Genomic DNA, 19,278 nt, shown 5'->3' with positions numbered 1-19,278 from the left:
TGGGCTTAGTTTGTATCATTATTTGCCTCTAAACTCAAAATGCAAACAGCTAACGGCTCTTTTTACGGTCCTAGACCCAGTACGACTACTCAAAATTATTCACCCTCTGTACCCTTATCTGTATATCGAGATTTGGCAGCAGAGTTACAAGCCGCACAGGCAAGAATCAACACCCTTACTGCCCAAAATCAGCAAATCGTTCAAGAAAATCAACTCTTACGCCAAGAAATTGCTAAGGTAGTCCAGTCTGTTCTACATCTACAAAATTTACTTGATGTCTCTAGCCAATCTAAACCTCAGCATTTTCCCCAAACTCAAGCAGCAGATGCAGAGGTAACATCTACATCAGTAGCTAACAAGCAAAAGACAACAGAAGAACCACAAAAATTCGTTCCCAGTAGAGAATTTGCAGGAAATCCTAGAGGCGGTAAACACATAGCAAAACAGGTAAATCATACTAGTAAACCTCCGGCGAAAAAACCGCAGCCACAACCGCAGCATCCTCATCCACGTCCAGCCGTGGTATATACAGAAATGGAATTCCCTGTCTCAATGTCAGAACCAGTGCTTATAGAAGAACAGGAGGTTATAACCTACTCAACTAGCGAACCAGAACTAGAAAGAATGAATGGTTGGTGGTTCTTTTTAGCGATCATGTTAATCATAATTTTGGGTTTTGGTGCTGGCTATTTGGTTGTGCGTCCTTTCTTTGAACATCAAAGCCATTAACTCAAATTCGTTTTGAGTATAGCAAGGACAAAAATATTTCTGTTACCTAAGCTACAAAGTAGTGATAAATTAAGATGGAACCATTACTTTTTTTAAATTACTTCGGTAATGCACTTAGTAAGTGGTTAGGCAAAATTAAAGTTACAGGTGGAGGCAAGGGAACAGGGAACAGCACAGAGAATGTGTAATTAATTTTGTAATGGTACTTATTTTGTACGTATTAAGACTTTTTTACAATTATGGGTTGCGTTATCAGTTAAAGCTTTGGACAAAGGATCTGGTTATATATATAGAAGCTACTCAAAAGCAGGAGATAAAGAATGAAGAAAGTAGAAGCTATTATTCGTCCATTTAAGCTTGATGAAGTGAAGATTGCTTTGGTAAATGCTGGTATAGTTGGCATGACCGTTTCTGAAGTCCGGGGATTCGGGCGACAAAAAGGCCAAACAGAACGTTATCGTGGTTCCGAGTATACGGTAGAGTTTTTGCAAAAACTCAAACTAGAAATTGTTGTAGAGGATAACCAAGTAGATATGGTTGTGGATAAAATTATCTCTGCTGCTCGGACAGGAGAAATCGGCGATGGTAAAATATTTATCTCGCCAGTTGAACAAGTTGTACGGATCAGAACTGGGGAAAAAAATACAGAAGCGGTGTAAATTGGTTAGTGGTTAGTGGTTAGTGGTTAGTGGTCAACAACTAACACCTAACAACTAACACCTATCCTTCCCAATCAGGCAACTTTTGGAGTAAGCTGGCAAAAGCCTTACCGCGATGACTTATACTGCGCTTCAACTCTGGCGTCATCTCAGCGAAGGTCATTTGCATTTCGGGAACGTAAAAAATTGGGTCATAGCCAAAACCACTATTACCACGCGGGCTATAGAGAATTTCACCACGACAAATACCTTCCGATTGTAGAACGATCGCACCATCAGGACGAGCGATCGCTACTACACAGACAAATTGGGCTTGGCGCTGCACCTCATCACCCAATTCTCTTAATAGTCTGGTAATGCGTTCAGCATCAGTTTTGCCATAACGGGCAGAATACACCCCTGGTACACCATCAAGGGCATCTACTTCTAAACCAGAATCATCTGCGATCGCCCAATTTCCCGTGGCTTTGGCAACCTGTGATGCTTTGAGACAGGCATTAGCAGCAAAGGTATCGCCTGTTTCCTCAATTTCCAAATCTTCTGGTTTAAGTTTTAATTCCCAACCAGAATTAGATAGGTAAGCTTGCATTTCCCGCAATTTACCTGGGTTTCCTGTGGCTACTACGAGTAATTTCATAAATTATGAATTATGAATTATAAATTATGAACTATTATTCATCCTTCATCCTTCATCTTCATTCTGCCCACTGTTTTGCCCAAGTCAAAGTTTGATGGACTTGTTCGAGTGTGGAGGCTTCGCAGTAGAGGCGTAAAACTGGTTCTGTGCCGCTAAAACGAATCATCAACCAACTACCATCAGCTAGGCGGAATTTATAACCATCTATTGTTTGGCAATTTGTTACTACTTTGCCGACAATTTCTTTTAATGGTTCTGTTTGTAATTGTTCCAAAAGGCGACCCCGCACTTCCATACTTGCTAAGGGTAAATCGATGCGATCATATGCAGAACTAAAGCCTGTTTGTTGTTGTAAGTGACGGTAATAATCGCTTAAATCTAAGCCGGATTCTACCATCGCTTCGAGTACATACAATGCTGATAATAGGGCATCACGTTCGGGAATATGGCTACCGTAACCAATACCTCCCGATTCTTCGCCACCTAATAACACTGGGGCTGCTAGCATTCTGTCAGCAATGTACTTATAACCAACAGGTGTTTCAAACACTGATAAGTTGTGTAGTGCTGCTACACGGGGAATTAAGTCAGAACCACTTACAGTTTTGACTATTTCTCCTGTAAAACCGCGCCGCAGGGTCAAGTGATCGATTAAGATCGGGATGAGAATTTGCGAACTTAAAAAATTCCCTGCACCATCTACTGCGGCAACGCGATCGCAGTCACCATCAAAAACCAACGCTACCGTTAAACCTGTAGGGTTGTTTTCTCGGTGGGTTTTCATTACTCCAAACAGACGGGAAAGGTATTTAGGTAAAGGTTCTGGCGCACCGCCTTCAAAAGTAGGATCGCGATCACTATTAATTTCCTTAACTGCATCACCTAGTAGTCTTGCAAGTCCACCAGCCGCAGCACCATGCATGACGTCAGCAAATACAGTCAGCTTTCCAGAGGCTATGGTTTCACGAATTTTGACTATATCAACTTTACTTTCTAACTCTTGACAATAGCTTTCCCAGGGATTAAATTTTTTAACCTTGCCTGGAGTTGAGGCAACTGGTACTTCCTCTTCTAAAAGCGCTTCTATTTCTTTAGTTACTTCTGGCGGTACAGAACCACCGAAAGCACTTTTAACTTTTAATCCTAAATACTGCCCCGGATTGTGACTAGCAGTAATCACTAACGCCCCCAAAGCATTGTGATGCTTTGCAGCCCAACTAAAAGCTGGGGTTGGTGCATAGGTTTCGCTAAACAAGACATCAAACCCTGCTGCACAGACAACATTAGCAGCTTTCTGGGCGAAATCTTCCGCCATAAAACGGCGATCATAACCAACTACGATTGTGCGGTTGTCAACTTTTTCACCGTAGGTATTGAATAGTACTTTTGCGGCAACTGGCGCGACAAGGGCTAGACGTTCAAAAGTGAAATCATCGCCAATCACGCCGCGCCAGCCATCTGTACCAAACTTGATTGATTTAGCTGCAACTGGCATTGAAGTATCCCAACTTTTGTTTAGGAGGATTGTAACATTTACACAAAACACCCAGTAAAAAAAGATTTAAGTATTAAAGGTGTTACTAAATATAAGTTTGTAGTTAGGGCTTAGCCCTTATTCATTCAAGCACTAAAGTACTGACTACGAACTCATTAAATCGCATCAAAATAAAATTAACAGACCAACAACTTATGACACAAATTTAAGTGAAACTGTTCCACAAGCCAGAATCTCTCAGCAGAAACTTATCAAACAGAGTTTTTTTAAATATATTAGGATCACAAAGCTGATTCTAGACGCTAATACACTTCAGATCACCGAATGCAATGACTTATCTTGAAACAGCAGCACAATTTTACAGTCAAGTTGCCCAAACACCGGAAGTAGGACTTTGTTGTGTGCAAAGTACACCTCTACAACTACCTGGATTAAAAATTCCCCAACCAATGCAGGAAATGAATTATGGTTGTGGTACAACTGTTCATCCAGGAGAACTAGCAAACCAGCCTACTGTACTGTATGTTGGTGTTGGTGGAGGCTTAGAGGCTTTACAATTTGCCTATTTTTCTCGTCGCACAGGTGCTGTGATTGCTGTTGATCCAGTTGCAGAAATGCGCCAAGCTGCTACACGTAACCTGGCAATTGCCGCTACAGAAAATCCCTGGTTTGATCCTAGCTTTGTAGACATTCGTGCTGGGGATGCTTTTAACTTACCTGTTGATGATGCTTCTGTAGATGTCGTAGCCCAAAATTGCCTTTTTAATATTTTTGAACCAGAAGATTTAACCCGTGCCTTGCAAGAAGCGTATCGGGTATTAAAACCAGGTGGGCGTTTACAGATGAGTGATCCTATTGCTACTCATCCGATTCCACCACATTTACAACAAGATGAGCGCCTACGGGCTATGTGTTTGTCTGGCGCACTTACCTATGAAGAATATATTCAGCGTATTATCAAGGCTGGTTTTGGTCAAGTAGAAATTCGTACCCGTCGCCCTTATCGTTTGTTAGATTGTCAAACTTATAATTTGTCAGAACCATTACTTTTAGAAAGTCTTGATTCTGTATCTTTCAAAGTGATTATTCCAGAAGATGGGGCTTGTGTTTTTACTGGTAAAACAGCGATTTATGCAGGTTCAGAACCATTTTTTGATGATGGCGCAGGTCATGTCTTACAGCGTGGTCTGCCAGCAGCAGTATGTGATAAAACTGCCACTAAACTTGCTGCTTCTATGCCAGATCAAATAATTATTACTGATTCCACATGGCATTATGACGGTGGTGGTTGTTGTTAAATAATAACCTCTCCGGGAGACTTTTTACAGAAGCTTGGGGAAAGGGTAAAGGGGAAGGGTTAAAGGGATATAAAAATCCTTTCCCTTTAGTATTTAACTTTTCTTGAAAAATCGAACACAGATGCACACCGATTAACACAGATGGATTATGGGTTTGCTGTTAAGTCGTACCCCAATCCTTATTTTCAATATAGGTTTAATTGTTAACACGCTAAATATTGAATTATGGTTAAAATATCTGTAACACATTTCAAACAAAAACTTTCTTCACCTTTAACTAAGCAACAAATTACTGTTTTACAAATTAATTTAGGAAAGCGCTGTAATCTTGCGTGTAACCATTGCCATGTAGAAGCAGGACCAAAACGTACAGAAGAACTTTCTCCAGAAGTCTGTCAACAATTAATTGAAATCATTCGTGCATTCCCACAGATTAAAATTGTTGATTTGACTGGGGGTGCGCCAGAAATGAATTACGGATTTAAACCCCTGGTGGAAGCAGCAAAATTAGCAAATAAAGAGGTGATAGTTCGGTCTAATTTAACTATTTATTTTGAAGATGGATTTGGTGATTTACCAAAATATTTTGCTCAAAATCAAGTGCGAATTGTGGCATCTTTACCCTGCTATTTAGCAGATAATGTTGATAAAATGCGTGGTGCTGGTGTGTATGATGGTTCTATTAAAGCACTACAATGGCTTAATCAAGTTGGTTATGGTAAAGAACCAAATTTAATTTTAGATTTAGTGTATAATCCCCAGCTAGCTTCGAGTGAAAAATTTTCTTTGACTCCAGATCAAGTCAAACTAGAACAAGATTACAAAGTGTTCTTACAAGAGCATTTTGGTATTGTATTTAATCATCTCTTCACTATTACGAATTTACCAGTAGGCAGAACTAAACTACATTTGGAACGCAAGAAATTATATGCACCTTACTTACAGTTTTTAGAGTTAAATTTCAACCCTAATACTGTAGAAAATTTGATGTGTCGTGATCAACTTTCTGTTGATTATCTCGGTAACGTGTATGATTGCGACTTTAACCAGATGATGAATTTACCTGCAAAAACTCGTGATGGTGAAAATCTGACGATCGCTAAGTTGCTAGCAGCTGGTAGTTTAGATTTGATCGATGAGATCCAAACTGCGGCGTATTGCTATGGTTGCACTGCTGGGTGTGGTTCTAGCTGTGGTGGGGCTTTGGTGTAGTTCCGTAGGTGGGAGGTGGGGAATGTGTAGACGAGGCACTGCGGTGGACTCTTCTCCCGGCATAAAGAAAGAGGCGTCACCTGCCGTGCGCCCTGCGCGGCTTAAGGCAGGGTGGGGTGTAGTTCAGTTATCAAATTCTATTACTCACTGTACCCTACGGGAAGCCTATGAGCGCGTCTACACTGTTCACTGATGCCTAGCCGCTAACTAATTACAAAAATCTTGTTACAAAAACTGTTACGAGTATGTTGGGATTGGTGAATTATCGTTATGATGGAATCTAGTTAAGCTCCTCACACCACACTAAAAGCCGTAAAACATAATGTTTTGCGGCTTTTTTATTTGTTGTTGTACAGTGACCTTTGATCAATCTCTTGCCAACCATGCAATGGGGCTATACTTTTGATTGTCTCTTCGATGACAATTGGAGGGGCTGCTGAAAGCAAAATACTAGGATAAACTGCTATACCCCACTCAGGATGGACTAGTACACGGCATTTGTTTTCTATGACTGGATAATTGAGTAAAGCTTTCACAACTGCTGTATCGTCGTGAGGAACTATCCCCGGACGAGAAAGCAAAGGATAGCCTGTACGGGGATCTATGAGGTCTGTCAAATAACCGCGATCGCGCAGATTAAAAGCCACATCAAAGCCAAACCTCATAAATTTTTCGCGTAACTTTTCTTTTTCCGCCTCAATTTCTGGCGTACTTACCATCATTGCGTAAGTAGATTGTTGTAAAACAATCACCACCCACAAAAAAAGTTGATGTTTCCAATCAGGTAATATCCGTTCGCAATTGGCACAAATGTACTGACTCGGAGAATGAATTGAAATCTCAACCGCTTGTCCGCTTGTGCCAACCAAATTAATAGGATAGCCTGCAACAAAAGTGTTAAGCGTTGGATAGTTCACTTATCTTATTTTGTTTTTTTCAAGTTTTTTAATTTTTCCTTTGTATAGATGATAACTCTCAAAGCTTCAGAAAAATCATCAAATATAAATAAAAGAATAGGTGAATTTGCAGCTATTATTAATTATTTATTATTTCTTAATCTTGTAGTTAGATTTTCTTAACCTCTTATCAAGAGGGTTAGTAGATAGTAGTTAGTAGTTAGTAGACTAACCACTAATCAACAACCACTATCTATTAACAAATTAATTTAGTTTTAAAGCGTTGACAGGAACTTCATCCCAGGAATCAACTGTTCGTAATTGTGCCACCCAACCTGCAATTTTTTGTGTTTCAGTCAGGTTTTTTTTAAAAGACTCATGACACTCTTTAGCTTGGGACTCATTGCAGCAGGCTATACAGGCATAAACTAAGCCAGATGGATCGATTTGCTCATTCACCCAAATAGTCATGCTATATTCCCTCGAAAAGTCACATCTAAAGAATTGTAGTGTGTTCTCTAGTGATTAGGTAATGGGTAATGGGAAGGAGGTGGGGAGAAGACAATTCAAAATTCAAAATTTAGGAAGAGGGTGTGAGGGGTGTGAAGGGTGTGGTTCAGTTATCAGTGATCAGTTATCAAGTTCTATTCCTTACTGTCAACTGTTAACTATTAACTGTTAACTTATTCCTAACCACCAACAACCAACAAAGAAAACAACTATTAAAATACATCAGCAGGATCAGCAGAATTTAATTTTCGCATAGTGGTAAATGCAGAAATCAAGCACATTGTCACTGTTAAAACAAATACAGTGAAACCCCGCTCAATAGTCATAAAAATGGGTAGCATGGTAGCAGTCGCTGCTAGCTGATAAAGTCCCAAGGAAACAATAAATCCTGGTATGTAACCTAATACTGCTAGGAGTAAAGCTTCTTGAATCAGTACTGCGATTAAATAGCGATCGCTATACCCTATTGCCTTGAGCATAGCGTATTGTGGTAAGTGATCGGCAATTTCAGCATAAATAATCTGATAAACGATTACAATTCCAACAATAAAAGAAACAATCACGCCCAAACCAAAAACAAAACCTATTGGAGTTGTTTTTGCCCAATAAGCTTTTTCTGCCTGTGCAAAACTCTCATTAGTAAAAATCATCACATCATCAGGTAAATCATCTACTAAACTTTGGGCAACTTGTTGTGGATGTGCATCTGCTTGTAACTTAATTAGACCAATTTGAATCTGCTGTGGATGATGATTGGGGAATAAGTGCAGATAAGTTGAGTCGCTGGTAATCACATTTCCGTATGCGCCAAATGATGCACCCAAGGTAAATAAACCTCCAACCCGGACATTGACATCATTTAATTCAGTTTCTACAATTGCTTGCTGTTGCCATAAAGTGGCGATCGGCCCAAATTCTGGTAGAGAACCTTGGTCAAACAACACTGTATCCAGTTTTTGCAACTGACTACGGTTTTGCTCAACTTCAGGAAATTTAAATGCAATCGTTCTCGGGTCTGTACCAAACACTAAAATAGTTAGCAAACGCCGTGTTTGGGGATTTCTCCATTTTCCATAACCCATATAAAGCGGACTTACCGATTCTACCCCTTTAAATCCTAACGCCTGATACAATCGCTCTCGAGAAAAATTTTTGAGTGAATATACACTTTTAAAATGGGAACTTACCATTACCAAATCTGTATCAAAGCTTCTTTGTGGTGCTGTGGAACTATCAAATAGTGAAGCTTCAAACCCCATCTGAGTACAGATCATAATGTTTGCAAAGGCAATACCCACTACTGCTACCGCCAAACGAGTCTTCTGTTTAATTAGCTGTCGCCATGCTAGGAGGATTGTACGAAAGTATTTGCGAAGCATTTACCAGAGTCCTTGGGCAAGTCCTGCTAATATATCTCCGGTAAAAGCGATTCAAAACCGGAGAAAAATGATTTTCGCAAGGGGGACGACTTGGGGGAGTAATTGTTCTCCTTGGTTGATCAGAATGAATAAACTCTAAGAATTTTAGTATTGATACGCAATCGCCATAAAAAGTCCCTTCTGTACTAATACAGAAGAGAGCAAGTTTGCAATTGGAAATACCAGGTTAAACACTATTAGATTTAGCATTGATAAGTTTATTACCTAAAAATAAGGAAACTCTAAGGATTTTATTAGATTTCTTGCAAAAATATTTTTACCCTACCCTAACACTAAGCGAAATCGGAGAGGGAACTAAATCTTCCCCCTTCACGGGGGGATTGAGGAGGGTTAATTCAACTTTTGCAAGAAGTCTATTGATGATAACTGCGATCGCTCTATCGTAATAGGACTTACGCAAAATCTCTCTGAAAGCCTCTTTCTTCGTGTTCTTTGTGTCCTTTGTGAGTCTAGCCCCCCAGTAAGGCGGTTTCCTTTACGTAGACACGTTCACGCAGCGTGTCGCTTTGCGACTCAGTGGCTTCAAGGTAGAGTACCCGGAGGGTGGTTCGTTTTTCCGTTATCACTATGTAAGTACATCGTAGGGATTTACTATTATGTGGTAGTTACGAGTGAGATTTTGCGAGTATTTCTTGCCCTTTGTTGCCCTTATAAGGTGGCAGCTTCATCCACTGAAAAGCAATAAGGTTTAATAACAAACCAAGCAGGAACAAAAGCACGATTAAGGTAATTTGATACCAAACAATTGGCTGAACAAATAAATCCAAAATAACGTGAAGTAAATTCATGATGCTATAAAACACAGTTAAGCCAAAATGAATTACTCGATAACGTTTTGCATCAAAAAAAGTGGTAGCAATTATTGCCAGCATTGGTAGTACAAAAAACCCCAACATTAACCACATAACTCCGGAAATCTCATTTATTGTTGTGGCTGTTTGAGATTCAGCAACAGGTAAACCATGGAAAAGTGGCATCAAACCGAGTTGAGTGTGAAACAGTGTTCCTAGTAAAAAGATTATCCACAGAGCAATGATTTTTTCTCGATAATTAACTGTCATAATTGCTCTCCAATTCCTTTTTGCGATCACCTTGTTACTATCTGAATCATTTCCAAATGCTCTTCATAAGCAACTACACCCTCAACTAACACGACATCTACACCTTAGGGATATTCTTTAAATATCAGCAAAGGGACTATAAACTAAATCCACTTTTCCTGCCAAATTAATCAGCTATTCGTTGCAGTAAGCAGAAAATCAAGTTTGGCGCGATCGCGTTTCATTTGACGACGCTGGAATTTTGGTCAAAAATAGCACCAGTTGGACAAGTATTTACGCATATTCCTTTTGAGGAATGACGAATTAACTCTTGCACTCTGGCTACATCTTGCCCTCATCTCTCAGCATCATGAGATTGGATACGCTGCAATATCTCCCAAGCTGGCTGCCAATAATTTCGTGCTTGCTTGTAATCACCACTCAAGCGATCGCAACTGCATCAGTCTTCGTTCCAATCTTCACGACCTAAGAGGTCTATAATCTTATCCCGAAGCAAAAATTCATTTTTTTCTAGCTCAAGTTCCACACAAACCCAATCACGTCCAGGAATATATCTACATAAAGCATAAATTGGCTCGTTACGACGAATTGCTCCTTTTTTCACAAGTTCACGTGCTTCTTCTTTAATAACTTCAATGTCATACTTAACAAGAGTGTTAGTATCCATAACAAAGCTCCCCGATGTTAATTAGCCAGTGTTTAACCCAAATATCAACACTTGGGCTCTAAGTTCAACTTATCGAAAGTATTTGAGGATTTTGTGAAGATTGCAAATTAAGGTTTTGACACTTCCACCGTTAAAAGTACTCAACGCCATACCCCCGGACACAGCATGAAAAAATGACAATACTACAAAAGAGCGATCGCTCTTTCAACAAAAGAATTTTGCTCTCGACAGTCGCTGTATTAACAGCACTCGCACTTGTCAGTTGCAGTACTCTTGTAACTGAACAGTATGAAGCCACAGCCCTAACTACTTACACATGGCAAGTTAAATATGCATACGATCTCACCAATGAACCATCACCACGTTTAGAAACTTTTGCCACAACTTCTTTGCTAAATCGCAATGGAATCAAGCCCCCTGGAGCAGTTATTGGCCCCGATGACAGGGGTTTATGGTGGCCTACTCTACCACCGCGACCTTCAGTGTCAGAAGTGGAACAACGGCAAAAACCTCAAGAACAGGCAAGTACACCCGAATTATTGAAAGCTGTGGAGTACAGACTGACGTATACGCTAGGTTCTCAACAGAAGACTTTGCCCACAAACTACGCAGTTTATCGCCAGGTAGTCAAAGCATACCCATCAAAAGCCCCTCTGCGGCTAACTTTGGGAGTTGGAGATAACTCGGTGGAGAAAGCGGAAATAGCTAAGTAGGAGGTGGTAGAAATTTTAAAGCTGTGACCAAAATGATGTCTGAGAAATCGACCACCGATACACACAGATTAACACCGATGGACGCAGATAGATTTTCCAGATATGTTTATGTTATTTGTTGGTGTTAGTTTTTCCAAAGATCTAACTCTTTTGGAGGTGTAGCCACACCCCATTTAATCAAATTTGCTTCTAGTTTCTTAATAAATTTAGCATCTTCTGCCAACAGAGGATGGCTGTGGCTGGTAAATGAGTTTTGACTCACAGAGGATTTTTGCTCAAGAAAGGCGAATGCTTGCCGAAATTGCTCCGGACTGGTTTGAATTGGCGAGTCAAAGTGACAGGAAATAATTTGCTGAAAATCCCAATTAGCAACCTGATCAACCCAGTTGAGTACTTGTGTAGGGTCTTGAGGAAAAATCAGAGTTTGCAAAATCGGTGCTACAAATGGACGTCCCTGATTTCTTAACGCTGCAAATGATTGCTGCCAATTTTCTTGCCATCGAAATGGAAATACACCAAAGTAGGCTTTTCTGGAACGGTCTGGTGCTTTGAGGGCATCGCGAAATGCCTGCCCTAATCCTATTGTCTCTAGTGTACTAGGACGGAAATAGATGGCAAACAAGGAAATGCGTTGCCATCCCTTACGACGGTTGACTTCGTTATCTTTGATCGCTTCTGAGGCGTTGTCTCTGGCGTGAAAGAGTAAGGGATAGGGATCTAATTTAAAAATTGCAGGTGGTTCTTCTGGCACAGACACTACAGAATCAATTAGCAGTAGAGTGTGCGATCGCTTGTGGAAAAAAGCAACTTCGGCAAAAGACCCCCGTCCCAGATCAATATCCAAGATTGCATAGTTGAATTCACTACTCATAGGAGCCAGGCTGGGGTTTTCTGGAAGTATGTAAGTGCGTTTGGGAGGAAAGCCTAGCCAACTTAACGGCAAGTTGAACGGAAAACTCCACTGGTGGGGAGCAACAAATACTTGCGCTTGGGGAAAGCATCTAGCGAAAGGGCCAACGAAGACTTTGTGTTCTAAGCCAGAACTTGTGGGCAGAATAATGTATTTAACATCACCATATCTTGCTACCAATTCATTCATGATGCGGATACACTCTCTGGTGGGAGCTACAGGTGCGTAGACTAGAAGACCACCAGTTTCGAGTTTAACTACAGTCATCCGAATTGGAACGATTGTATAGAGAATGCCGTGCAGCTGATCGAATGTCCAGATTGTGTCCTCAACAACTTCACAGCAGCATGTCCGCCGCTTGCCGTAAGGATAAAGTGGTACAGCAGGCCAAAATGGCCATGACCAATCTCTGCCCTGCATTGGTAGTTTCTGTGGCATTACCCCCGAGTTGGATTCCTGTGCATTCATTGTTCACCCAGTTTGCTCTCCTATCCAATTTCTAACATTTGAGGGTTTGGGTTGTGTTGTACCTTTGGATCATTCTTTTGCCCAAATGGGCAGCTAGCAAGTTTTCAGCGATCGCATCTGCATAGGTAGAATAAGGCAGTCCAAATGAAATAAGTTTCACAAGCTTGGCCATGAAAAACCTCACAAGAACAGCCCCTTCACCCCTAATCCCCACTCCCTTAGGGGAGTGGGGCCCCCGAGTTCCCCAGAGGGGACCCCCCTATCCCCTCTCCTTAGCAAAAAGAAGGGTGTCCTCTCTTGACGAGGTGAGGTTGCTTTCAAGTTAGAGGACAGAAGATGGTCTATATAAAACAAGTTTCACTGCCAAAGATAAAAGAGGTTTTTTCTCCTACACCCCCACACCCATTTTCAAGACATAAGGAGTAAGAACTCTCAGGGCAAGGTTTGTGTCAAAAGGTAGAAGACAATATCTGATCTAAACAATTAAGAATAATAAAATGCACTGATAGTCTTTCAAACTCCCCTATTATTGTCTTAAGTTGATAGTAGGGGGTTTTATAAGTTTTTTACCTAAAATCACCCTAAAGTGTAGGTATTTGCTTCATTTTCGCTTCCATCAAAAATACTAAGCTGCCTTTTTGCACTTCGAGATTAAGAATACGGAACCTTGTATCATCAAATTCTAAATATGGCAAGTCGATTAATTCTTTAATCTTATTCATGAGTACCACAACAATATTTAAGGAAATACCCTCTCCTTGAGTACAGTTGAAACTTTCCATCAGTATAGGTTTGTTTAAAGTACGTGGACTAAACATTGACCGAAAGCCAAGTTGGCTAGTATGAGCTTGTTCTTGTATCTGCACTATCCCATCGATTTGAATTTTGCCATCACCAGGTAAAGAAAGTTGGATTTTTTGTAATTGCAACTTTACAGTTTTACCATCCACATTCAAATCAAATGGTCTGAGTTTGCTCCGAACAAAGTCTGAAGTCAAGGCGTGGTTAACATCTGCCTCTTTTAGGACTACACGAACTTTAGTATTTACAGGCTGTTCAAGTTCAATCTGACCAAAAATAGCACTGAGAGGATTGATGGAAATTTGATCGGTTTGTACCTGGATTTCTTGGATGCGAACCTCTTGTACTTCTAGCCCTTTTCCAGCCAAAGAAACAGTATCTGCTTGTCCTTGAACAATTTTGAGCAAATCTGTTTGCACATCTACATCTATTTTTTCTGCTTGATCCAACTGGTGAGACAGAGTATTCTCGGCCGCTTGGGAGAGTAAATTTTCCTCTATTTTTCGTTCTTGTGACATGAGCGTAGTTGTTTCTAGAGCCTTCTGCTTCATTGAAACGCTGATCGCTCACGACTGTATCTGTAACAAGTTATATAAAGTAGTATATATTTGACCGATAATTTTGAGCAGGGTACAAGAAAGCGGATTTATCCGTGGAACCAATTGGGTTTTCTAACACCTAAAATCCTCAAGCCCTTGGTATAGACCGTGGGGTCCTTTTTCTGTTTTAAAAACCCGCTTAGTACACTTTTGCGTAAAATCATAGCGTTTTTAAACGCAGAGGGGCACCGAGTCAGCGCACAGAGAAGTTTGTAGACGCGCTTTGCGCGGCTTCCCGAAGGGTGCGGAGGTTTCCTCCGTTAGCGTAAGATCCTCGCGATAGCGAGGCTCAAAGCTTCGGTGGGGGCGCAGAGTTTTTTAGAATTATATTCGTTACGAATTTGTGAAACGTTGCACTTAGTTGCAGTTTAGATGAAAAATGAAAGGTATTGGCTCAAGAAATAAGGGTAGTAGTCGAGAAAAAAACGAGCAATAATGCCACACCAATCGAGTGAGAAGTTACTGGAGACTTTATATTATCCGTTGCGGTCGGTAATAGGTAATAAGATAGTGATGCTTTGCCTATGCCCAAGCTCTATATCGTAAGTAATTAATCGGACATGATATTACTCATATAAAATCAGATTTGGGGGATTACTATGAGAGTGCTACTAGTTGAGGATGAACCTGATTTAGGTGCTGCAATTAAGCGAACTCTCACCCAGCAGAAGTATTTGATTGATTGGGTAGTTGATGGTAATGATGCATGGGCATATTTAGAAAATAGCTGGACACAATACACACTAGCTATTTTCGATTGGATGCTGCCCGGCATATCAGGATTGGAGTTGTGCAAGCGACTACGTTATCACAAAAATCCTCTGCCTGTGTTGATGCTAACAGCAAAAGACAGTATAGAAGATAAAGTTGCTGGTTTAGATGCAGGCGCGGATGACTACTTGGTGAAGCCATTTGGTATGGCAGAATTATTAGCGCGGTTGCGTGCTTTGCAAAGGCGATCGCCTCAATTTCAGCCACAGAAATTAACGGTGGGTAAGCTGACTCTGGACTACGGCAATAATATAGTTGTCAGTCAAAATGCTGGAGGCAATATACAGGAGATTTCCCTTACTAATAAAGAATTTCAGCTACTAGAATATTTTATGAAACATCCAAATCAAATTATCACTACTGAACAAATTCGCAATCAGCTTTGGGAAGTTAGTGCAGAACCTATTAGTAATGTAGTAGCAGCTCAAATACGTTTGTTGCGTCGCAAACTAGTTAACAGTGGCTGCGAGAACATAATTGAAACTTTGCATGGTATGGGATATCGTCTCAATCTTACCGATGAATCAAAATAAACTGTTTCAATTAACACGCCTGCATTTAGCTTTGTGGTATGCCCTCGTTATGGCATTGATTTTAAGTGTATGCGGCTTTGGTATCTACAGAGCAATTGCTCATGCTCATTGGGTAACATTAGACCGAGAAATAGAATCAGTTGCGGGAACATTACACGACAGTATTGAACTAAAACTACAGCAACCTGGTCGATTGGAACCAATTATACAAGAGCTTCTACCAAATATCTGCGTGGTAGGCAAAAGATGTACTCCAGAACCATCAAATTTACGACGCCATACTCTGAGTGCAATCAAACAAGGTCACTACTATGTACGTTTTTTTGACAATTCTGGGCGTTTGTTTGCCATAGCCGGTTCTGATCCAAAAGGATTGTCACCTAAGTTTAACCAGGAACTATGGCAGACCTTAAAAGACAGTAAAGGTAAGCTTTATCACCAGATTTCTTTAACACTGCATACTCAAAACAATGATGATTGGGGGTATATCCAAGTAGGGCGAAGTCTGGAAGACTTTAATAGTTATTTAGATGCAGTGAAACTCACCTTAGCATTAGGTTCACCAATTGTCATAGGTCTAGTTGGTCTTGCTAGTTGGTGGCTAGCAGGATTAGCAATGCAACCAATTTATAAATCCTACAGACAAATTCAGCAATTTACAGCAGATGCTGCACATGAGTTGCGAACACCTTTAGCAGCAACACAAGCAACAGTAGAATCGGCACTTTTGATGCCACAGTTAGATGAAACAGAGGCACGCGACATTCTGCAAACTGTACAACGTCAGAATCAACGACTCACGACTCTTGTAACAGATTTATTATTCCTTGCTCGCTTAGATCGTCAAACAGTGCCAATGCGACGTGATATTTGCTGTTTGAATGATATTGTTGACGACTTAATAGAAGAATTTGCTGCATTGGCGATCGCAGCAGGGGTGACACTGACATCAACACTACGAGTATCAGATCCTGTGAATATTGTCGGCAATGGCGATCAGCTTTATCGGCTGTTTTCTAATTTAATTATTAATGCTATTCAATACACAGCATCAGGAGGAAAAGTAACTATTTACCTAGACCGTAGTGAGCATGATGCTGTAATTCAGGTGGAAGATACAGGGATTGGTATTCCTCAACAAGAGTTGTCACGAATTTTTGATCGCTTTTATCGCGTGAATTGCGATCGCTCTCGTAGTACTGGTGGTTCTGGATTGGGATTAGCAATCTCGCAAGCAATTGTCCAAGCACACCACGGTAGCTTAAATGTACATAGTGAATTAAGTAAAGGTACTACTTTTACTGTTAAGTTACCTTTCAATATCCGCCCGCTTAATAGTGTTCGCGCTATTTACTTATTTAAAATGCTACATTTCTACTTGCGTAAATGAGTAGGCGATAGCTAATCCAGTAACTGGTGAGTACTTATCTGTTTAAATGGAAAAACCCCTTGATGGGGATTCGGACACATGAATCAAAGTAGTCTAAAATTAACACGATACTCTGAGTCCCTGTTGTGATCGCTATCACCGCTCTGCGTGATTTATATTTTGTGTGCTTAACATCCACCTATGTATGGGTAAAGACAAGGCATTAATTTTGCGATCGCCCTGCTGCTTAGGAACCTCAGTTAATCGCCAGCACACAGAAACCCCGATCTGTCTCTACCAAGTGTGCCTCAGTAAAGCCAGCCGTCGTGAACATCTCGGTCAATCCAGTGCTTGATTGCCCGGAATGAGGAGTAAACCCAAGCGCAATCTTGCCACCGACCTTCATCACTCGTCGTATTGAGCGCAGCCCAGCCATAGCATCTGTCCAAACTTGCATGGAGTTGATCGCCAAGGCTTTATCAAATGTGTGATCTGCAAACGGCAGTTTTTCAACCGAGCCATACTGAAGTTGGACTAAGCCTGTCTCCATCGCTTTCGCATTCCGCGCTTTTGCTTGCTCAACCATTTCTTTTGAATAGTCAACGCCTGCGATGTATCCTGTTGACACCGCAGCTGCCAGAATCTCAATACCTACTCCGGGTCCAAATCCAACTTCTAGCACCTTGTCATCCGGCTGAATTTCGAGCAGATCAATCACCCATTGCGTAAAATCGCGCTTCGTGCGGGCTAAAATAAAACCTCCCAACCGACCCAGTATCCCTTGGGGTCGTCCAAACATTTGCATTAGAAGACTGTCTATAATACCTAAATGCTGCTGTTGTTGCTGATGATTGTGCATACTAGACCAATTAATATCATGTCCGCTTAAACACTTGTATTATTCGTTGAAGTCGATAATGAGTAATCGGTAATTGTATAAGTTTTGAAACATACTGATTCCATCCATATCAGGCTAAACTAACAAGATAATTCAGCGACATCCTAAACTTTCGCGAGTTGACACACCAGTCACTGGATTGATTCCATTAGCGCGATCGCACATCAACTTCACTTGATAAGGATCAACAATTGCACCAGAAAAATCTGCTCCTGTAATCTCTGCCTCAAAAAAGCGACTACTAGCAAGCATCGCATCGCTAAAAATGGCATTAGTTAAATTTGCTTTATTAAAAATGACGCGATCAGCAAATGCTTCCGTAAGATCAGCATTACTTAAATTTGCTTGTAGAAAAGATCCCTTCGTCAGAATAGTTCCACTAAGATTTGCTCCCTGAAAGTTTGCTCCCTGCATTTGTGCACCTGCAAAAGATGTTCCGTGTAAATCTTGATGAGCAAAATCTCGATATCGTAAGTCAGAAAGTGTATAATTAACCGTATTTTCCTGTGCTAGAACAGCAGAAGTATCTAGGATTAGTAGCCAGCTAGTCAAACCAATAAAAAGTAAGACACACAAAATAAACTGTAACCAAGCTGGAAATTTATGCTCCATTGATAATTCCCCAATTACATCATCACTAATACAAAACTTTACTTTATCCCTATATTGTGCAACGCCAACAGTTTAGTAGTGCTTTTGTGATTCCTCCGCTAAAGATTTTACGCAAGGCTATACTAATTTATTTGGTTAGAACATCTTGCATTAGATGGAAAGGGGTTACAACTTTTCCTATTTGTCAGATAATCTCTAAAAAAAATGACAAAGTTTGGAGAAACAAATCGATTGTCAGAAATTATTACTCAAAATATTGCCACTGCTACAATCTCCATTATTATTCCGACTCTCAATGAAGCGCAGAACATCAAAGCCGCCTTAGCTAGTATTCAACCCAGTACTCATATCGAAATCATTGTAGTTGATGGCGGTTCCCAAGATGAAACAGTGAACATAGCTAAGTCATTAGGTGTTAAAGTCATCTCGGCTGCTGCGGGACGTGCCAAACAGATGAATGCGGGTGCTGCTGTTGCTAGCGGTGAGATTTTGCTGTTTCTCCACGCCGATACCTGCTTACCACTTGGATTTGATGTCATGGTTCGCGAAGCATTAGCACAGCCTGGAGTTTTCGCTGGTGCATTTGCCTTGCGAATTGGTGCAGAACAGCCGAGTTTGCGAGTAATAGAATGGGGTGTAAATGTGCGATCGCGTTTTTTACAAATGCCTTATGGCGATCAAGCAATCTTTTTAACAAAAAAAATATTTAATTATGTTGGCGGCTTTCCAGATTTGCCCATCATGGAGGACTTTGAACTCATGCGACGTTTAAGAAGCCTGGGGAAAATAACAATAATTTCTGTACCTATTATTACCTCAGCACGTCGCTGGCTAAAAAAAGGGGTTTGGCAAACAACATTCCTCAATCAAATAGTAATCATCGCTTATTTTCTAGGAATCTCCCCCCAGCGACTTCGCACTTGGTATCGTCAGGAAAAATTTAAAAAGTTTTAAGCTGTTTCTCATTTCATTTACGTATTTTATGAGTGGTTGGTTGTTGA

20 protein-coding genes are annotated in these 19,278 nt (G+C 40.7%); 8 read left to right on the top strand and 12 right to left on the bottom strand.

Annotated features, from left to right (window positions below; genetic code table 11):
* Positions 1 to 39: 39 nt before the first annotated feature.
* Both RS893_RS17295 and RS893_RS17290 read left to right on the top strand, forming a co-directional pair.
* A complete protein-coding gene (locus RS893_RS17295; RefSeq protein WP_315785928.1) occupies positions 40 to 729 on the top strand; it encodes a hypothetical protein in 690 nt (229 codons plus the stop codon).
* 320 nt (positions 730 to 1,049) lie between these two features.
* Entirely contained in the window at positions 1,050 to 1,388 is a 339-nt protein-coding gene (locus RS893_RS17290; protein WP_009459835.1) for a P-II family nitrogen regulator, read from the top strand.
* Positions 1,389 to 1,449: 61 nt separating this feature from the next.
* Here RS893_RS17290 and rdgB read toward each other — a convergent pair whose 3' ends face one another.
* Entirely contained in the window at positions 1,450 to 2,025 is a 576-nt protein-coding gene (rdgB, locus tag RS893_RS17285) for an RdgB/HAM1 family non-canonical purine NTP pyrophosphatase (RefSeq protein WP_315785857.1), read from the bottom strand.
* 58 nt (positions 2,026 to 2,083) lie between these two features.
* Positions 2,084 to 3,520: a phosphoglucomutase/phosphomannomutase family protein gene (locus RS893_RS17280; RefSeq protein WP_315785855.1), complete on the bottom strand. Its 1,437-nt coding sequence runs from the start codon at positions 3,518 to 3,520 to the stop codon at positions 2,084 to 2,086.
* Positions 3,521 to 3,849: 329 nt separating this feature from the next.
* Here RS893_RS17280 and arsM point away from each other — a divergent pair, with 329 nt between their 5' ends.
* Both arsM and arsS read left to right on the top strand, forming a co-directional pair.
* Positions 3,850 to 4,818 carry an arsenosugar biosynthesis arsenite methyltransferase ArsM gene (gene arsM / locus RS893_RS17275; RefSeq protein ID WP_315785852.1) on the top strand — a complete coding sequence of 323 codons (969 nt, stop codon included), beginning with the start codon at positions 3,850 to 3,852 and terminating at the stop codon, positions 4,816 to 4,818.
* Between the two features lie 225 nt (positions 4,819 to 5,043).
* Complete coding sequence (gene arsS, locus RS893_RS17270; RefSeq protein WP_315785849.1) at positions 5,044 to 6,030, top strand: arsenosugar biosynthesis radical SAM (seleno)protein ArsS; 987 nt, start codon at positions 5,044 to 5,046, stop codon at positions 6,028 to 6,030.
* A 338-nt stretch (positions 6,031 to 6,368) separates the two neighbouring features.
* On the opposite strand, the gene RS893_RS17265 is transcribed toward arsS, so the two are convergent.
* The 5 genes from RS893_RS17265 to RS893_RS17245 all read right to left on the bottom strand — a co-directional run bounded on the left by RS893_RS17265 (position 6,369) and on the right by RS893_RS17245 (position 10,603).
* A complete protein-coding gene (locus tag RS893_RS17265) occupies positions 6,369 to 6,947 on the bottom strand; it encodes a methylmalonic aciduria and homocystinuria type D protein (RefSeq protein WP_315785847.1) in 579 nt (192 codons plus the stop codon).
* A gap of 243 nt (positions 6,948 to 7,190) precedes the next feature.
* Positions 7,191 to 7,397: a hypothetical protein gene (locus RS893_RS17260; RefSeq protein ID WP_016869914.1), complete on the bottom strand. Its 207-nt coding sequence runs from the start codon at positions 7,395 to 7,397 to the stop codon at positions 7,191 to 7,193.
* Positions 7,398 to 7,648: 251 nt separating this feature from the next.
* On the bottom strand, positions 7,649 to 8,815 hold the full coding sequence (gene devC / locus RS893_RS17255; RefSeq protein ID WP_315785811.1) for an ABC transporter permease DevC: 1,167 nt from the start codon (positions 8,813 to 8,815) through the stop codon (positions 7,649 to 7,651).
* Between the two features lie 665 nt (positions 8,816 to 9,480).
* Positions 9,481 to 9,936, bottom strand: a complete 456-nt coding sequence (locus RS893_RS17250; protein ID WP_315785810.1) for a hypothetical protein — start codon at positions 9,934 to 9,936, stop codon at positions 9,481 to 9,483.
* A gap of 439 nt (positions 9,937 to 10,375) precedes the next feature.
* Positions 10,376 to 10,603, bottom strand: coding sequence for a DUF4327 family protein (locus RS893_RS17245; protein WP_315785809.1), 228 nt, complete (start codon positions 10,601 to 10,603; stop codon positions 10,376 to 10,378).
* Between the two features lie 173 nt (positions 10,604 to 10,776).
* Between RS893_RS17245 and RS893_RS17240 the strand changes: the two genes are divergently transcribed.
* Positions 10,777 to 11,316 (top strand): hypothetical protein, encoded by a 540-nt coding sequence (locus tag RS893_RS17240; RefSeq protein WP_315785807.1) that lies wholly within the window; start codon positions 10,777 to 10,779, stop codon positions 11,314 to 11,316.
* Between the two features lie 124 nt (positions 11,317 to 11,440).
* On the opposite strand, the gene RS893_RS17235 is transcribed toward RS893_RS17240, so the two are convergent.
* From RS893_RS17235 to RS893_RS17225, 3 genes are all read right to left on the bottom strand, one after another.
* On the bottom strand, positions 11,441 to 12,694 hold the full coding sequence (locus tag RS893_RS17235) for a DUF4336 domain-containing protein (protein ID WP_315785787.1): 1,254 nt from the start codon (positions 12,692 to 12,694) through the stop codon (positions 11,441 to 11,443).
* A gap of 31 nt (positions 12,695 to 12,725) precedes the next feature.
* A complete protein-coding gene (locus tag RS893_RS17230) occupies positions 12,726 to 12,866 on the bottom strand; it encodes a hypothetical protein (RefSeq protein ID WP_315785785.1) in 141 nt (46 codons plus the stop codon).
* A gap of 409 nt (positions 12,867 to 13,275) precedes the next feature.
* Positions 13,276 to 14,013 carry a DUF2993 domain-containing protein gene (locus RS893_RS17225; RefSeq protein WP_315785783.1) on the bottom strand — a complete coding sequence of 246 codons (738 nt, stop codon included), beginning with the start codon at positions 14,011 to 14,013 and terminating at the stop codon, positions 13,276 to 13,278.
* 680 nt (positions 14,014 to 14,693) lie between these two features.
* On the opposite strand from RS893_RS17225, the gene rppA reads away from it, so the two are divergent.
* Positions 14,694 to 15,398 (top strand): two-component system response regulator RppA, encoded by a 705-nt coding sequence (gene rppA, locus RS893_RS17220; protein WP_315785780.1) that lies wholly within the window; start codon positions 14,694 to 14,696, stop codon positions 15,396 to 15,398.
* A complete protein-coding gene (gene rppB, locus RS893_RS17215) occupies positions 15,385 to 16,788 on the top strand; it encodes a two-component system sensor histidine kinase RppB (protein WP_315785777.1) in 1,404 nt (467 codons plus the stop codon). The genes rppA and rppB overlap by 14 nt, the downstream gene beginning before the upstream one ends.
* Before the next feature lie 235 nt (positions 16,789 to 17,023).
* On the opposite strand, the gene RS893_RS17210 is transcribed toward rppB, so the two are convergent.
* Both RS893_RS17210 and RS893_RS17205 read right to left on the bottom strand, forming a co-directional pair.
* A complete protein-coding gene (locus RS893_RS17210) occupies positions 17,024 to 17,626 on the bottom strand; it encodes a class I SAM-dependent methyltransferase (protein ID WP_315785774.1) in 603 nt (200 codons plus the stop codon).
* Positions 17,627 to 17,758: 132 nt separating this feature from the next.
* Positions 17,759 to 18,277, bottom strand: coding sequence for a pentapeptide repeat-containing protein (locus tag RS893_RS17205; RefSeq protein WP_315785771.1), 519 nt, complete (start codon positions 18,275 to 18,277; stop codon positions 17,759 to 17,761).
* Positions 18,278 to 18,481: 204 nt separating this feature from the next.
* Between RS893_RS17205 and RS893_RS17200 the strand changes: the two genes are divergently transcribed.
* Positions 18,482 to 19,231, top strand: coding sequence for a TIGR04283 family arsenosugar biosynthesis glycosyltransferase (locus RS893_RS17200; protein ID WP_315785768.1), 750 nt, complete (start codon positions 18,482 to 18,484; stop codon positions 19,229 to 19,231).
* The last annotated feature ends 47 nt before the right edge of the window (positions 19,232 to 19,278 follow it).

Source organism: Fischerella sp. JS2, assembly GCF_032393985.1.
Classification (GTDB): Bacteria; Cyanobacteriota; Cyanobacteriia; order Cyanobacteriales; family Nostocaceae; genus Fischerella.
The sequence above is the reverse complement of the archived record's forward strand: the minus strand, read 5'-3'. Positions and strand labels throughout refer to the sequence as shown.

Bases quoted from the DNA above. Each gene is read 5' to 3' on its own strand.
- RS893_RS17260 (WP_016869914.1), bottom strand. From the start codon at position 7,397: ATGACTATTTGGGTGAATGAGCAAATCGATCCATCTGGCTTAGTTTAT.
- arsS (WP_315785849.1), top strand. From the start codon at position 5,044: ATGGTTAAAATATCTGTAACACATTTCAAACAAAAACTTTCTTCACCT.
- RS893_RS17230 (WP_315785785.1), bottom strand. From the start codon at position 12,866: ATGGCCAAGCTTGTGAAACTTATTTCATTTGGACTGCCTTATTCTACC.
- RS893_RS17290 (WP_009459835.1), top strand. From the start codon at position 1,050: ATGAAGAAAGTAGAAGCTATTATTCGTCCATTTAAGCTTGATGAAGTG.
- rppA (WP_315785780.1), top strand. From the start codon at position 14,694: ATGAGAGTGCTACTAGTTGAGGATGAACCTGATTTAGGTGCTGCAATT.
- RS893_RS17205 (WP_315785771.1), bottom strand. From the start codon at position 18,277: ATGGAGCATAAATTTCCAGCTTGGTTACAGTTTATTTTGTGTGTCTTA.
- rdgB (WP_315785857.1), bottom strand. From the start codon at position 2,025: ATGAAATTACTCGTAGTAGCCACAGGAAACCCAGGTAAATTGCGGGAA.
- RS893_RS17235 (WP_315785787.1), bottom strand. From the start codon at position 12,694: ATGAATGCACAGGAATCCAACTCGGGGGTAATGCCACAGAAACTACCA.
- arsM (WP_315785852.1), top strand. From the start codon at position 3,850: ATGACTTATCTTGAAACAGCAGCACAATTTTACAGTCAAGTTGCCCAA.
- rppB (WP_315785777.1), top strand. From the start codon at position 15,385: ATGAATCAAAATAAACTGTTTCAATTAACACGCCTGCATTTAGCTTTG.
- RS893_RS17280 (WP_315785855.1), bottom strand. From the start codon at position 3,520: ATGCCAGTTGCAGCTAAATCAATCAAGTTTGGTACAGATGGCTGGCGC.
- RS893_RS17200 (WP_315785768.1), top strand. From the start codon at position 18,482: ATGACAAAGTTTGGAGAAACAAATCGATTGTCAGAAATTATTACTCAA.
- RS893_RS17250 (WP_315785810.1), bottom strand. From the start codon at position 9,936: ATGACAGTTAATTATCGAGAAAAAATCATTGCTCTGTGGATAATCTTT.
- RS893_RS17240 (WP_315785807.1), top strand. From the start codon at position 10,777: ATGACAATACTACAAAAGAGCGATCGCTCTTTCAACAAAAGAATTTTG.
- RS893_RS17225 (WP_315785783.1), bottom strand. From the start codon at position 14,013: ATGTCACAAGAACGAAAAATAGAGGAAAATTTACTCTCCCAAGCGGCC.
- devC (WP_315785811.1), bottom strand. From the start codon at position 8,815: ATGCTTCGCAAATACTTTCGTACAATCCTCCTAGCATGGCGACAGCTA.
- RS893_RS17210 (WP_315785774.1), bottom strand. From the start codon at position 17,626: ATGCACAATCATCAGCAACAACAGCAGCATTTAGGTATTATAGACAGT.
- RS893_RS17245 (WP_315785809.1), bottom strand. From the start codon at position 10,603: ATGGATACTAACACTCTTGTTAAGTATGACATTGAAGTTATTAAAGAA.
- RS893_RS17295 (WP_315785928.1), top strand. From the start codon at position 40: ATGCAAACAGCTAACGGCTCTTTTTACGGTCCTAGACCCAGTACGACT.